Below are 13948 nucleotides of genomic sequence, written 5' to 3' on the forward strand. Positions count from 1 at the left end.
GAAACAAGTCATGTCGCCAAGGGAAATGACCTTCTGTGAAGACAGAGCGGATGGGAGTTCAATATATGACAGGAATTTGCCTTAATCAGATAATAACTCTATAAACTTTAGGGTAATAGCCGGCGGGCGGCGCATAATTCACGGCGAGGCTACCGTGAATATTTCATTAAGATGCCCGAGCCTAACATTTTTTTAAGGATATTTTTTGGCACAGGGCATCCCAACCGGCGACAAACGCGAGCCTCCACCTGGGTTGGGATGATTCCCGCGGCCGGTTTGACAAGGCGGGTTCGGATACCGACTGTATCGCGGACACTACGTCTTCGTTGTGGTTATCGGCTTCCCGCTCATCGACGGTGAAAAACGCCGCCGCAGGTCCGTGCCCGGCGGCGTCGGTGCTCAGGCGGGCCCATTCCGCAGGCAGCGTTGTCAGCAGGCTTTTATTGATAAAAAGGACGCGCAGCGATAATGGCGATAATGGCGGTTTTTCCGATAAGCGCGACAGCCGGTTATTTTGGACATTAAGGATCTCAAGGGAATCGGGCAAATGCGTCGGCAGCCTGCTTAATTTATTGTTGGCGGCGTTTAGCTCCTTTAAATCGGTAAGCTTCCTCGCCGAAATTTTTTTTAGCCGGTTATGGCCGACGTTGAGCTTGCGCAGATTCGGCGGCAAATCGTTCGGCAGGGATGTCAGCTTATTATTGTGGACGTCAAGTATTTCCAACCAATAAAGATGCGACATATTAGGCGGCAGGGTGGTGAGATTAAGATCGACCAAGCTTAACTGATTACATTTTCTTTGCCAGCAGTCCTCAAGCATATCCACGGCTATCTGCCGCAATTCGTCGCTGCCGTGAGCCGCCTGATTTTGCCAGTAACCCCATGAATCATACAATTCGTTACTGAGTAATCCAACGCATTCAATACTTTCACATGCCGCAGTGGAATAACATGTCTTTAATGTTGAAAAATTCATAGGGCATGGAATCCTTAATTGGTGTCATAAATATTTTTTAAAATTGGATTATTAAAATAAATATAATTTTTGCCTTAACCATTCTAAGACTCGAAAAAAGCCAAAATACTCACTGAGAGATATTATATAATATGTATTCCTCTGACTCCTGCCGAGGGCCATTCAATCCGTTATGTTAATGAAAGATATTCAAAACAAGAGTATCGGCATCGGCCATGGCTGGCTTAATTTTCCAAAATCAGTAACTGTAAAATGATATATTTTAGTTTCTAACGCATTTATCATCATTTGTAAAATATATTTTTCAAGCATGTGTAATGGCTGTTGGCGATGCTTCTTTTTCACTGATCATGGCTATTTTTATAATAATCATTATCCGCATTATCAATATCAGTAAAAGTATTCATTATCTCAAAGCAGGTGTTGAAACCATGAAATTAATTAACCCTCCATGGTAACAAGGACCCTGCCACGGCGGCGACTATATAATACTACAATGCGGACGGCACGGTGTAAATTAGCGAAGGGCCAATTTCAATCTCATCAATGGCATCTTAATCCCCCCGGAGATAATCCGACAACCACCTGCATAACGCCAGTGATTGTCGGAGGCAGTGCTTACGGCAAATCGCCATCGATATAGGCGTTAATCAATCGGTACGCTTCTCCAGAATATGGAAAGTGACATCCATAACGTCGTTCCTGATGTGGGCGCGGTGCGCATCCATGTGCGGCGCCTGTTGATGCTGTTCAAGATGACGTATGCTTTTCCACTGCTCCAGCATGAAGATGGAGTCAGGGGCGGTTTTGCGCCACGGCACTTGCGCTTTGTAGTCGGTCAGCAAAGTATATTCACCGCAGCCATCTTCGGCCAGCACGTTGGGCCGCAGTGCCTGGATAGCTGCTAAAACCGCTTCTCGTCGTCCCGGTTTAACTTTGATTTCTGCAATTACCGTGATCATTACTTCCTCTGTCTTTGGATAAAAATGGGGGCGCCCACTAGTTAACCAAAGACGCGGCCCAGATGCTCGCGATATTTTATAATGTCTTGATCGATGAGCGGCTGCTTTAGGAAATCATTGCATATGAAGGCCGGCGCCGCGGCAATTAACCCCTGTGACAGCCATAGGCCGGATAAGGTACTATCATTGGCTTGAAACCAACATACCCCAGGGTGTGCCAATCTACTCCCGAACACACCGCGGTAAGAGGAAGAACAATCAATGAGTGATTTGGCTCATGACGGCGCGGAACGCCTGGCGCTGCATAAATTCACCGAAAATGCGTACCTTAACTACTCCATGTACGTCATCATGGATCGCGCATTACCCTTTATCGGCGACGGGCTGAAGCCGGTACAGCGCCGTATCGTCTATGCGATGTCGGAACTGGGATTAAACGCCAACGCGAAATACAAAAAGTCCGCCCGAACCGTCGGCGACGTCTTGGGTAAGTATCATCCCCACGGCGACAGCGCCTGCTACGAAGCCATGGTGCTGATGGCCCAGCCTTTTTCCTACCGCTATCCGCTGGTGGACGGCCAGGGTAACTGGGGGGCGCCGGATGACCCGAAATCCTTCGCCGCCATGCGGTATACCGAGTCCCGCCTTTCCAAGTACGCGGAGCTGCTGCTGAGCGAACTGGGGCAGGGGACGGTGGATTATGCCCCTAATTTCGACGGGACGCTGCAAGAGCCGAAAACGCTGCCGGCGCGGTTGCCCAACATTCTGTTGAACGGCACCACCGGCATTGCCGTCGGTATGGCCACCGACATTCCGCCCCATAATGTCGCCGAGGTGGGCGCCGCCATCATCGAGCTGCTGAATAATCCCGCAGCCACCCTGGAAGACTTGCTTAATCATGTGAAGGGGCCGGATTTCCCCACCGATGCGGAAATCATTACCCCCCGCGATGAAATCCTCAAAATATACCAAAGCGGGCGCGGATCGGTGCGCATGCGCGCCTTATGGCATATGGAGGATGGCGATGCCGTTATCACCGCATTGCCTCACCAGGTGTCAGGGGCGAAAGTGCTGGAACAGATCGCCAGCCAGATGCGCGCAAAAAAACTGCCGATGGTGGAGGATCTGCGGGATGAATCGGATCATGAAAACCCCACCCGGCTGGTGGTGGTGCCCCGATCGAACCGCATCGATCTGGAACAGGTCATGAATCATCTGTTCGCCACCACCGATTTGGAGCGCAGCTATCGTATCAATATGAATATGATCGGCCTGGATGCCAGGCCGGCGGTGAAGAACCTGCTGGAAATTCTCACCGAATGGCTGGTTTACCGCCGGAATACGGTCCGGCGCCGCCTGAACTTCCGGCTGGAAAAAGTGCTGCGCCGCCTGCATATTCTCGAAGGGCTGCTGGTGGCCTATCTCAACCTTGACGAGGTGATCCGCATCATCCGTACCGAGGATGAGCCCAAACAGGTGTTAATGCAGGCTTTCGCGCTGAGCGATACCCAGGCCGACGCCATTCTGGAATTGAAACTGCGTCATTTGGCCAAGCTCGAAGAGATGAAAATCCGCGGTGAACAGGCGGAGCTGGAGAAAGAGCGTGAAAAGCTCCAGGGCATTCTCGCCTCTGAACGCAAGCTCAGCAATCTGCTGAAAAAAGAAATCGAGACGGATGTCTCCGCCTATGGCGATCCCCGTCGTTCGCCTTTGGTGGCGCGAGATGAGGCCAAGGCCCTCAGCGAGCATGAACTGGTTCCCTCCGAGCCGGTAACCATTGTCCTCTCCACCATGGGGTGGGTGCGCAGCGCCAAAGGCCATGATATCGACCCGGGCGCGTTGAACTACAAATCCGGCGACACCTTCCTCTCCGCCGCGCGGGGCATCAGCAATCAGCCGGTGGTCTTTATTGATTCCACCGGCCGCAGCTATGCATTAGATCCCTCCTCCCTGCCTTCGGCCCGGGGACAGGGCGAGCCCTTAACCGGCAAACTCACCCTGCCGCCGGGGGCGACCGTCGACCGGATGCTGACCGCCCCCAGCGATCAAAAATTGCTGCTGGCCTCGGACGCGGGTTATGGGTTCTTGTGTACCTTCGAAGACCTGGTCGCCCGGAACCGGGCCGGCAAGGCCATGCTGACCCTGCCGGAAAACGCCAAAGTCATGGCGCCGCTTTGGGTTAACGACGCTGTCGATTCCCTATTGCTGGTGATAACCGAGGCCGGCCGGATACTGTTATTCCCGGTGGGGGATTTGCCGCTGCTCTCCAAAGGCAAGGGCAATAAAATCATTTCCATTGCGGCGGCGGACGCGGCGTCGGGCAAGGATCGTATGGCCTGGCTGCTGTTGCTTTCCACCAAGGCGTCGGTGACCTTCTTTGTCGGTAAACGCAAACTCACTCTGCGTCCCGAGGATTTACAGAAATACCGTGCCGAACGCGGCCGTAAAGGCACCCTGCTGCCTCGCGGCCTGCAGCGTATCGATCGCATTGAGCTGGATGATCCGTTAGCGGCTGCTCTCTCCCCGGAAGGGGATGCGCCGGATCGCTGAGTATGATCTCGCCTGCCCGCGTCGCGGGCGGGCAGGCCGCACTCGACTACCCTAAATAATTCAAGTCGCGGGAAAGCCAACGCACCGGCAGCTTGAAGTTTGAGGGGATAAAAAATAAAAACCGTGGATCCGGCCGGTTGGGCCGGATCCGAGCCGGTAATAGCCGTGTAATTTGTCATCAAGCCGGTATACTGGCGGTGGCTGAGGGTTAAGAGGTTAATATGTTAGCGATTATTCGCACAATTCTGGTGATAGTGCTGTCTGCTTGTATCTGCGTCTTTGGGTTGATTTATTGTCTTTTCAGTCCGCGAAATCCTCGCCATGTCGCTACCTTCGGCCATATGTTCGGCCGTCTGGCGCCGCTTTTAGGGCTAAAGGTGGAGATACGTTGCCCTTCATCCATGACGACCCGGCAAAACTGCATTTATATTGCTAATCATCAAAATAATTATGATATGGTGACCGCCGCGAGCGCTGTGCAGCCCAGAACGGTTACGGTGGGGAAAAAAAGCCTGCTGTGGATACCCTTATTTGGCCAACTGTATTGGCTGGCGGGCAATTTATTGATAGATAGGGAAAATCGTTCCAAGGCGCACGGTACTATCAACGAAGTCGTTCGCCAAATCAAAAAGAAAAATATCTCCATCTGGATGTTTCCGGAAGGGACCCGGAGCCGGGGCCGGGGGCTGATGCCGTTCAAAACCGGCGCTTTCCATGCGGCCATCGCCGCCGGAGTGCCGATTGTGCCGATTTGCGTGTCTAACACCTCCAATAAAATCAAGCTTAATCGCTGGTCGAACGGGCTGGTCATTGTTGAAGTCATGCCGCCGGTGGATACCGCAGCCTACAGCCGCGATAAGGTGCGGGTGCTGACGGAAGATTGCCGCAACATCATGGCGGCCAAGCTGGCGGAACTGAATGCGGAAGTGGCTGAGCGCGAAGCGCGGATAAAATAGGCGGGCTTCTTTGTCCCGTGCCGTTACCGGCGGGACCGCCGCCGGATATATATACCCTTAATACTTCAGGTTGCAGGGTTCTTGTGGAGTAGATATGTCACTCAGTCGACGTCAGTTCATTCAGGCTTCGGGCATTGCGCTTTGTTCCGGCGCCATACCGCTGAGGGCAGGGGCCTCCGGACAGCCGGCCGCCTTACCGGTGCCGCCGTTGCTGGAGTCCCGTCGCGGCCAGCCGCTGTTTTTAACCCTGCAGCAGGCGCATTGGGAATTTATCCCCGGCCGCAGGACGGCGACCTGGGGCATCAACGGCGGTTATCTGGGGCCGACGGTGCGGGTTTATAACGGCGACGACGTCAAGCTTATCTATAACAACCGCCTCAACGAGCCGGTGGCCATGACCGTCAGCGGCCTGCAGGTGCCCGGTTCACTGATGGGCGGGGCGCCCCGCATGATGTCCCCCAATGTCGACTGGTCTCCGGTATTGCCTATCCGCCAGCCGGCGGCAACCTGCTGGTATCATGCCAATACCCCTAACCGCATGGCCCAACATGTTTATAATGGACTGGCCGGACTTTGGCTGGTGGAAGATGAGGTAAGCAAAGGACTGCCGTTGCCCAATCATTACGGAGTGGATGATTTTCCGGTGATTATCCAGGATAAACGGCTGGATAATTTCGGCGCGCCGGTGTACGACCCGCCCTCCAGCGGCGGCTTTCTCGGCGATACCTTATTGACCAACGGCGTGCAAAGCCCATTCCTTGAAGTCTCCCGCGGCTGGGTGCGGCTGCGGTTGATCAACGCGTCCAATGCCCGCAACTACCGGCTGCAGCTCAGCGACGGCCGGTCAATGCAGGTGGTGGCCGGCGACCAGGGCTTTTTACCAGCGCCGGTTGCGGTGACCCAATTGTCACTGGTGCCCGGCGAGCGCCGTGAAATCCTCATTGATATGTCGAAAGGGGAAGAAGTGTCCATTACCGTCGGTGCCGCGGCGGGCCTGATGGACAGGGTCCGGGGCTTTTTTGAGCCTTCGACCATATTGATTTCCACCGTGGTCTTGACCTTGAAGCCAACCGGCCTGCTGCCGCTGGTGACGGATAATTTGCCCATGCGCCTGCTGCCGGATCAGTTCGTGGACGGCAATATCAGCCGCACCCGCGAGTTCCGTCTGGGAGGGAGCCTGCCGGGAATCAACGGCGCCCTCTGGGACATGAACCGCACGGATTTCCAGGCGCTGCAGGGCAGTTTTGAACGGTGGATAATTTATGCCGATACGCCACAGCCCTTTCATATCCAGGGCGTAGCGTTTTTGATCAAACGGGTTAACGGCAACGCGCCGCTGCCGGAAGATCAGGGCTGGAAGGATACGGTTTGGGTGGAGACCGAAATAGAGCTGATGGTCTGGTATCCCCAGGTCTCCTCGGGTCATTTCCCCTTTATGTATTATAACCAGGTCCTGGAACTGGCCGACCGCGGCTGCGCCGGCCAGTTTATCGTGCAAACTTCCTCATAAAACTGGGCATGTACAGATGATTCGGAGCCAATAAGGGTGGGAAAGGGTGCGAGAGGAGTAATCCGTCCGCGCCAGGGATGGCGCGGATCGAGCCCCCAGGGAAGGATTCACGGCGAGTTTACCCTCTCGCACTCTGTCCCGACCTTGCACCTTGGACATTCAGCCTGCGGTTAGGGTTTAACAAAGGTATCCGGGTTCGGCCCCAGGCGTTTGCCGCTATCCAACCGCCCGATGGCGTCCAGTTCGCTTTGTTCCAGCTTGAAATCGAAAACCTCGGCATTTTCCTTGATACGCGCCGGGGTGACGGATTTCGGGATCACTACACGCTGGGAATCCAGATGCCAACGGATAACGATCTGCGCCGGGGTCTTGCCATATTTTTCCGCCAGCTGGCGAATAATCGGCTGATCAAATACCCCTTTCCCGCCTTGGGCCAGCGGGCTCCAGGCCTCGGTGATAATGTCATGGGCAGCGTTGAACTTGCTTAGTTCGCGCTGTTGCAGCAACGGATGGAGTTCGATCTGGTTGATAACCGGAACCACGCCGGTTTCATCAAACAGCCGTTGCAGATGGGGGGCATGGAAGTTACACACCCCTATGCTTTTGGCCAGCCCCTCTTCCTTTAGCTTGACCATATCCCGCCAGGCCCGGACATAGGTGTCCTGCGCCGGCGCCGGCCAGTGCATCAGATAGAGGTCAACGTAATCAAGCTGGAGTTTTTTCAGGCTCTCTTCCATGGCTTTAGGCGCGGCGCTTTGGTCCGCGTTCCAAAGTTTGGTGGTGATAAACAGCTCTTCGCGGGGAAGCGCGGCGGCTTTGATCCCTTGCCCTACGCCCACTTCATTACGGTAAATGGCGGCGGTATCAATGGAGCGATAACCCAGTTTTAATGCTTCCCGGACCGAGGATAAGGCCTCTTCGTTACTGGCCTGCCACACGCCTAAGCCAAACTGCGGCATGGTCTGCCCATCATGAAAAGTCACTGTAGGTTGCGTTGCCATAGTATCTCCTTTATAGCCGGTTGCCGGCGCGCAATAGGCCGGCAGTGGTAAAATCTGTATCACTAGTCTAGTAGACGCCACGGGATGCGGCAGGTCATGAGGTATACATTCCTATCCTCTATTGTGATTAACGCGGCATCGTGATTCAATGCATATTCCTCCTCGCTGTTTGCCTATTTATCCTAATAATTAGAGAAATATCGCCATAAATGGCAAAATAAATGTTGAATCATTCAATAGAGAGAATCCGTACGATGACAGAGAACCACTCCATTTGTACCCGGTTATCGATACGCGCCATGGAGTTGCTGCAGCAGAAAAACCGGGTAACCATACCCTATGTCAGGCTGCTGTTTACCGATACCTATTGTGCCCGCACGCCGGTTATGTATGAGCCGGGCATTATCATTCTTTTCCAGGGGCGAAAAACCGGCTATCTCGGCAACAAGGTCTTTGACTATAACGCCAGCAAATATTTATTGCTGAGCGTGCCGCTGCCGTTTGAATGCGAAACCTTTGCCTCGGCGCAAGAACCTCTGGTGGGGTTGGCGATTGGCGTGGATACCCTGATGTTGCAGGATCTGATTATCTCCATGGGAGATGACGCGCAGTTCCGGCCGGTAACCGCCCGCTCCAGCGGCATCAATGCGGCGCCCTTGACCGAGGAGCTGTTCTGCGCCGCGGAACGCCTGCTGGATATTATGGATAAGCCCATGGATGCAAGAGTGCTGGGGCCGAATATCGTGCGGGAAATCATCTATTATCTGCTGCAGGACGTCTGCGGAGATGCGCTGTTTGCGCTGGCGAACCGGCAAACGCATTTCAATCAGATCGCCAAGATACTTAAAAAAATAGAAAGGCAGTTCGCCGATAACCTGACCATTGAACAGCTGGCCGCCGACGTCAACATGAGCCTGTCGGCTTTTCATCATAATTTCAAGGCGGTGACCAGCACCTCGCCGCTGCAGTATCTTAAAACCTATCGGCTGCATAAGGCGCGGGTGTTGATGCTGCATGACGGTTTGAATGCCGGCACCGCCGCCATGCGGGTGGGGTATGAAAGCCCGTCCCAGTTCAGCCGGGAATTCAAACGCTACTTCGGCGTTTCCCCCAGGGAAGACGTGGCGCGAATTCGAACTCCCGGCTCCGGTTCGGCTATGCAGATTTAATTATTTCAGGCGGTATCTTTTATCTTGCGTTTACGCCAGAGCAGCAGCAGGGTTCCCACCAGCCCGCTGCACAGCAATATCAGCGGCAACACCATCAGGATCATCATGACCTGATCTTCATGGTGTTTCAGCAATGGCATATGGCTTAAGGAGTACCCCAGCGTCAGCAAGGCGCTGACCCATATCAGCGCGCTCAGCCAGTTGAAAAGCTGAAAGCGGGTATTGCTCAGTCCGGAAATACCGGCGATGGTCGGCAGCAGGGTGCGGACAAAGGCCAAAAAGCGGCCCACCAGCAGCGCCATCAGTCCGTGGCGGTTGAACATGGTGTAGGCGCGTTGATGATAATGGGCGGGCAGATGGAGCAGCCAGCTTCTGACAATGCGGGTGTCACCCAGCCAGCGCCCCTGTAGATAACTGAACCAGCAGCCCAGGCCCGCGGCGGCGGTGAGAATCAGCAGCGTGGGGACAAAACTCATTACCCCTTTCGCCACCATGGCGCCGGAAAGCAATAATAAACTGTCACCAGGTAAAAATGAGGCCGGCAGTAGTCCATTTTCCAAGAACAACATCGTGAATATTACGCAATAGACCACCCAAATTACCCGCGGGTTGGCTAATGCGGCAAAATCCTGTTGCCAAAGTGCGCGGACAATCTCATGTAATACACCCATTCGAACCTGCTCATCTCGTTTTAGTGCCACAGCGTATCGTCAATAGACCGGCTTGTCCTCGACGGCCCGCCCAATCAGACAATTTTCATTAACTATTTTAGACCTCTTTGGGTCAATGAGCGATTACCCCGCCTCCCCGATCCGAACAAAACCGGCTTCCAGATCGGCGATAAGGTCATCGACATTCTCCAGACCGATATGAACCCTCACCAGGGTCCCGGTGAAATCCACCCCGCCGGCCGGCCGTATGGCCGCGATCTCTTCGGGCTGATTGGCCAGTATCAAGGATTCATACCCTCCCCACGAGTAAGCCATGCTGAAATGCTCGAAATGATCGAGGTAGTGTTCAAGCTGCCGCTGGCTCAGCCTCTTTGCCAAAATAAAGGAAAACAGCCCGCTGGCGCCCTTGAAATCCCGCAGGAAGAATTCATGGCCCCGGCTGCCGGGCAGGGCCGGATGATTTACCGTCGCCACTTCAGGGCGTTCGGCCAGCCAACGCGCCACCCGCAGGCCGTTTGCCTCGTGCTGTTTAAGCCGGACGCCCAGCGTCCGCAGACCACGGGCGGCCATATATGCCGTATCGGCATCCGCCATTTGACCCATCAGATAGGATTGCTCGCGCAACTGATCCCAGCAGCGGGCGTTGGCTACCGCGGTGCCCAGCATGGCGTCGGAGTGGCCGATAATATACTTCGTACCGGCCTGGATGGAGATATCCACGCCCAGCGCCAGCGCCGGCAAGAGAATACCCGCGGCCCAGGTGTTATCCAGCATAATCACAATCTGGGGATTAACGGATCGCACTGCCCGCACGATGGCCGGAATGTCCTGCACCTCCATGGTGATGGATCCCGGCGATTCCAAAAACACCACGCGGGTGTTTTCCTGGATAAGATCCGCTATGCCGGCGCCTATCATCGGGTCAAACCAGGTGGTGGCGACATTCAGCTTGCCCAGAATATGCCGGCAAAAATCCGTGGTGGGTTCATAAACGGATCCGGTAACCAAAACATGATCCCCGGCGGAAACGAAAGAGAGGATGGAATTGGTTACGGCGGCGGCTCCGCAAGGATACAGAGCGCAGCCTGCTCCGCCTTCCAGTTCCACCATGGCTTGTTGCAATGAGAAATGGGTCAGGGTACCCCGCCGGCCGTAAAACAGTTCCCCGTTCGCCCGCTGCTCGGTAGCGTGCTTTTTGGCCTGAACCGAATCAAAAACCAACGAGGAAGCCCGTTGAATGACCGCATTGACCGAGCCCTGGGTGAATTTTTTATCTCTCCCGGCAGCGATCAGCGCCGTTTCAATTTTCTTAACCGTCATGTTCTGCGCTATGCCTTTCGCTTATGGTTTCACTTACGATTCCGCAGGCCGGGGAAAGCCTCGATTACACCCCCCTTTCGCGTAGTTAAGTTAACACGATTGCACGCCGACGGCAGGCGTTTTAACGCGTTAAAAAACCATTAACGCCTTTCATGATTCAGCGGCGTAAAATGATGGCTGGAGAACGGACGCTAAAACCTCCCGCTGTCGGTAATCTTGATAAATACGTTACAAATTAAGCTACCATTTATTAATGAAGTGAAACTATTGGGTAGATTTCTGGCCGCATAATAAAATTGATACAAATAATAATGAGAACCACTATCAATTCGCGTCCTGTTTGTTATCATTCTCGCTGATTAAATTTCCTGTAACAGATTCCGGTGGAGGCATTTCGTGAAGACGGCTGTCATGACGATTATCCAGGACCTATCCTTTAAGGCTCGGCGATGCGCCGGCCCGCTGCCTGCGATCCTGCGCGGCCTGGCGGCGGCGTCACTATTTTCATGTGCATTAAGCGCCGCGGCGCCGCCGCAGGCCGCCGCCCAAGACCCCGGCGCCCAAAATGTTCAACAGGCGCCGTCCCAAGATGCCGCCCTGGACCAAAACATCCAGCGGACCCCCGCGTTATCCGGACCTTTGAGTACCGATATGGGTTCGGCCCAGCAGCTTGCCCAAATGGATCTGTCGGTATGGGGAATGTACCGGCATGCCGATGTGGTGGTGAAAACCGTGCTGGTCGGTCTGCTGATAGCATCGATTATCACCTGGGCGCTTTTCTTCGGCAAAGGTATCGAACTGATGTCGGCCAAACGGCGTCTGCGTGATGAATTGAGAACGTTAAAAAACGTACGCAGTCTGGATGAGGCGATTGAAACCGTCGCCGCATTTCGGACCGAAGGCGTCAGCTCCCGTCTGGTGGCTGAAGTGCAAAATGAACTGGATTTATCCGCTGGAACCAACGATAGCGCAGGCATCAAAGAGCGCGCCGCTTTTCGATTGGAACGGCGGGTGGCGGCTGCCAGCCGGATGATGGGCAAAGGCAACGGATTTTTAGCCACTATCGGCGCCATATCCCCCTTTATCGGCCTGTTTGGTACGGTATGGGGCATAATGAACAGTTTTATCGGCATAGCGCATACTCAAACCACCAACCTGGCGGTGGTGGCGCCGGGTATAGCCGAAGCATTACTGGCCACGGCCGTGGGTTTATTCGCCGCCATTCCGGCGGTGGTGATTTACAATATCTTTGCCCGCACCATTGCCGGCTATAAGGCCATGGTAGGGGACAGCGCGGCGCAAATTCTCCTGCTGCTGGGGCGCGATCTGGATTTGGCCGCCGGCGCCGGCAACCGCGAACACAAAGCCGTTGCAAAGCTTCGGTTAGGGTAGACTATGGCGATGCATTTGAACGAAGACATCGATGGCGACGGCGAAATGCATGATATCAACGTGACGCCTTTCATTGACGTCATGCTGGTGTTGTTGATTATATTCATGGTGGCCGCCCCGTTGGCAACGGTGGATATCCGGGTGAATTTGCCTAACTCCACCGCTTTGGCCCAGCCCCGGCCGGTAAAGCCGGTTTATTTATCGGTCAAAGCGGATAAGCAGCTGTTTATCGGCGATCGGGCGGTGGATATGAATACGCTGGCAGACGCTCTTAACCTTCAGACCCAGGGTAATAAAGACACCACCATCTTTTTTCAAGCCGATAAACAGGTGGATTATGAAACCATGATGTCGGTGATGGACGGTTTGCGCAAGGCGGGCTATTTCAAAGTGGGCCTGGTGGGTATGGAAACCCCCGGACAACGGTGATTCCCATGGCATCCCCTTGGCGCAAAAGTATAATCAAGAGTAAAACATACCTATCCCCGCATCATTAACCTAAATGGTTGCCGCCGGTCACGCCGTGTACTTCAGCGGTGACATAACTGGATTCCTGGGATGCCAGATAGACATAGATCGGCGCCAGTTCGGCGGGCTGTCCGGCACGTCCCATCGGCGTCTGCGAACCGAAATGCGGGAGCTTTTCAATGGGCTGGCCGCCGGTAACCTGCAGCGCGGTCCAGATGGGGCCGGGGGCGACGCTGTTTACTCTTATCCCCTTTGAGATAACCTGCTTTGCCAACGCGCGGGTATAGGTGAGGATGGCGGCTTTGGTGGAAGCGTAATCCAGCAGGGAAGGACTGGGCTGGTATGCCTGAATGGACGAGGTGGTAATGATTGAGGCGCCCGCCGGCATATGCGGCACTGCGGCTTTGGTTATCCAGAACAGCGAGAAGACATTGGTTTCAAACGTTTTGCGAAATTGCTCGGTGGTCAGTTCGGCAATATCATCGACCGCGGTTTGCTTACCGGCCACTATCGCCAAAATATCTAGGCCTCCGAGCTGATTGAGCGCGTTTTCCACCGTTTTGATGTTGACGGACTCATCGCTTAAATCTCCCGGCAACATCACCAGGTTTCGGCCGGCCTCTTTAATCAGCTCCGCGACCTGATCGGCATCTTTTTGTTCATCCGGATGATAAGAGAGGGCGATATCCGCGCCTTCACGGGCAAAAGCGATAGCCACTGCGCGGCCGATACCGGAGTCGCCCCCCGTGATCAGCGCCTTGCGCCCCGTCAGCCGGCCGCTGCCCCGATAGGTGCTCTCGCCGCAATCCGGAACCGGCCCCATCTCCGATTGCAGACCCGGCGATGACTGCTGTTGTTTTGGGAACTCGCCCGCCGGATATTGGGTTAAAGGATTTTGCATTTTATATTGATCTGATTCGGCCATTTTAATCACCTTGAGCTCGTTCGGACTGTAATAATTATTAGTAAGCCT

The 13948-nt window shown here is 54.4% G+C and carries 12 protein-coding genes; 6 read left to right on the forward strand and 6 right to left on the reverse strand.

What is annotated here, in order from left to right; genetic code table 11:
- Nucleotides 1-181: 181 nt before the first annotated feature.
- Nucleotides 182-976, reverse strand: coding sequence for a leucine-rich repeat domain-containing protein (locus ACL2XO_RS05310; RefSeq protein ID WP_413726558.1), 795 nt, complete (start codon nucleotides 974-976; stop codon nucleotides 182-184).
- A 650-nt stretch (nucleotides 977-1626) separates the two neighbouring features.
- The gene (locus ACL2XO_RS05315) at nucleotides 1627-1938 is read right to left on the reverse strand and encodes a putative quinol monooxygenase (RefSeq protein ID WP_132923461.1); all 312 of its coding nucleotides are present in this window, start codon (nucleotides 1936-1938) and stop codon (nucleotides 1627-1629) included.
- Between the two features lie 261 nt (nucleotides 1939-2199).
- On the opposite strand from ACL2XO_RS05315, the gene parC reads away from it, so the two are divergent.
- The 3 genes from parC to ftsP all read left to right on the forward strand — a co-directional run bounded on the left by parC (nucleotide 2200) and on the right by ftsP (nucleotide 6954).
- Nucleotides 2200-4488, forward strand: a complete 2289-nt coding sequence (parC, locus tag ACL2XO_RS05320; RefSeq protein WP_413742332.1) for a DNA topoisomerase IV subunit A — start codon at nucleotides 2200-2202, stop codon at nucleotides 4486-4488.
- 221 nt (nucleotides 4489-4709) lie between these two features.
- Nucleotides 4710-5444, forward strand: coding sequence for a 1-acylglycerol-3-phosphate O-acyltransferase (locus ACL2XO_RS05325; protein ID WP_132923459.1), 735 nt, complete (start codon nucleotides 4710-4712; stop codon nucleotides 5442-5444).
- 94 nt (nucleotides 5445-5538) lie between these two features.
- Nucleotides 5539-6954, forward strand: a complete 1416-nt coding sequence (ftsP, locus tag ACL2XO_RS05330) for a cell division protein FtsP (protein WP_413726560.1) — start codon at nucleotides 5539-5541, stop codon at nucleotides 6952-6954.
- A gap of 170 nt (nucleotides 6955-7124) precedes the next feature.
- On the opposite strand, the gene dkgA is transcribed toward ftsP, so the two are convergent.
- Nucleotides 7125-7955: a 2,5-didehydrogluconate reductase DkgA gene (dkgA, locus tag ACL2XO_RS05335; protein ID WP_203522840.1), complete on the reverse strand. Its 831-nt coding sequence runs from the start codon at nucleotides 7953-7955 to the stop codon at nucleotides 7125-7127.
- A gap of 254 nt (nucleotides 7956-8209) precedes the next feature.
- Here dkgA and ACL2XO_RS05340 point away from each other — a divergent pair, with 254 nt between their 5' ends.
- Nucleotides 8210-9124: an AraC family transcriptional regulator gene (locus tag ACL2XO_RS05340; RefSeq protein WP_132923456.1), complete on the forward strand. Its 915-nt coding sequence runs from the start codon at nucleotides 8210-8212 to the stop codon at nucleotides 9122-9124.
- A 5-nt stretch (nucleotides 9125-9129) separates the two neighbouring features.
- Here ACL2XO_RS05340 and ACL2XO_RS05345 read toward each other — a convergent pair whose 3' ends face one another.
- Both ACL2XO_RS05345 and metC read right to left on the reverse strand, forming a co-directional pair.
- Entirely contained in the window at nucleotides 9130-9795 is a 666-nt protein-coding gene (locus tag ACL2XO_RS05345) for a DedA family protein (RefSeq protein ID WP_132923455.1), read from the reverse strand.
- A 123-nt stretch (nucleotides 9796-9918) separates the two neighbouring features.
- Nucleotides 9919-11115 (reverse strand): cystathionine beta-lyase, encoded by a 1197-nt coding sequence (gene metC, locus ACL2XO_RS05350; protein WP_413742333.1) that lies wholly within the window; start codon nucleotides 11113-11115, stop codon nucleotides 9919-9921.
- A 396-nt stretch (nucleotides 11116-11511) separates the two neighbouring features.
- Between metC and exbB the strand changes: the two genes are divergently transcribed.
- Complete coding sequence (gene exbB / locus ACL2XO_RS05355) at nucleotides 11512-12507, forward strand: tol-pal system-associated acyl-CoA thioesterase (protein ID WP_413742334.1); 996 nt, start codon at nucleotides 11512-11514, stop codon at nucleotides 12505-12507.
- Nucleotides 12508-12510: 3 nt separating this feature from the next.
- Nucleotides 12511-12936: a TonB system transport protein ExbD gene (gene exbD, locus ACL2XO_RS05360; RefSeq protein ID WP_413726563.1), complete on the forward strand. Its 426-nt coding sequence runs from the start codon at nucleotides 12511-12513 to the stop codon at nucleotides 12934-12936.
- A gap of 64 nt (nucleotides 12937-13000) precedes the next feature.
- On the opposite strand, the gene ACL2XO_RS05365 is transcribed toward exbD, so the two are convergent.
- The gene (locus ACL2XO_RS05365) at nucleotides 13001-13900 is read right to left on the reverse strand and encodes an SDR family oxidoreductase (RefSeq protein ID WP_413726564.1); all 900 of its coding nucleotides are present in this window, start codon (nucleotides 13898-13900) and stop codon (nucleotides 13001-13003) included.
- Between the last annotated feature and the right edge of the window lie 48 nt (nucleotides 13901-13948).

The organism is Sodalis sp. RH15 (assembly GCF_047324255.1).
Classification (GTDB): domain Bacteria; phylum Pseudomonadota; class Gammaproteobacteria; order Enterobacterales; family Enterobacteriaceae; genus Acerihabitans; species Acerihabitans ligni.

Coding starts and splice junctions, on each gene's coding strand:
- ACL2XO_RS05310 (WP_413726558.1), bottom strand. CDS start 976: ATGAATTTTTCAACATTAAAGACATGTTATTCCACTGCGGCATGTGAA.
- ACL2XO_RS05315 (WP_132923461.1), bottom strand. CDS start 1,938: ATGATCACGGTAATTGCAGAAATCAAAGTTAAACCGGGACGACGAGAA.
- parC (WP_413742332.1), top strand. CDS start 2,200: ATGAGTGATTTGGCTCATGACGGCGCGGAACGCCTGGCGCTGCATAAA.
- ACL2XO_RS05325 (WP_132923459.1), top strand. CDS start 4,710: ATGTTAGCGATTATTCGCACAATTCTGGTGATAGTGCTGTCTGCTTGT.
- ftsP (WP_413726560.1), top strand. CDS start 5,539: ATGTCACTCAGTCGACGTCAGTTCATTCAGGCTTCGGGCATTGCGCTT.
- dkgA (WP_203522840.1), bottom strand. CDS start 7,955: ATGGCAACGCAACCTACAGTGACTTTTCATGATGGGCAGACCATGCCG.
- ACL2XO_RS05340 (WP_132923456.1), top strand. CDS start 8,210: ATGACAGAGAACCACTCCATTTGTACCCGGTTATCGATACGCGCCATG.
- ACL2XO_RS05345 (WP_132923455.1), bottom strand. CDS start 9,795: ATGGGTGTATTACATGAGATTGTCCGCGCACTTTGGCAACAGGATTTT.
- metC (WP_413742333.1), bottom strand. CDS start 11,115: ATGACGGTTAAGAAAATTGAAACGGCGCTGATCGCTGCCGGGAGAGAT.
- exbD (WP_413726563.1), top strand. CDS start 12,511: ATGGCGATGCATTTGAACGAAGACATCGATGGCGACGGCGAAATGCAT.
- ACL2XO_RS05365 (WP_413726564.1), bottom strand. CDS start 13,900: ATGGCCGAATCAGATCAATATAAAATGCAAAATCCTTTAACCCAATAT.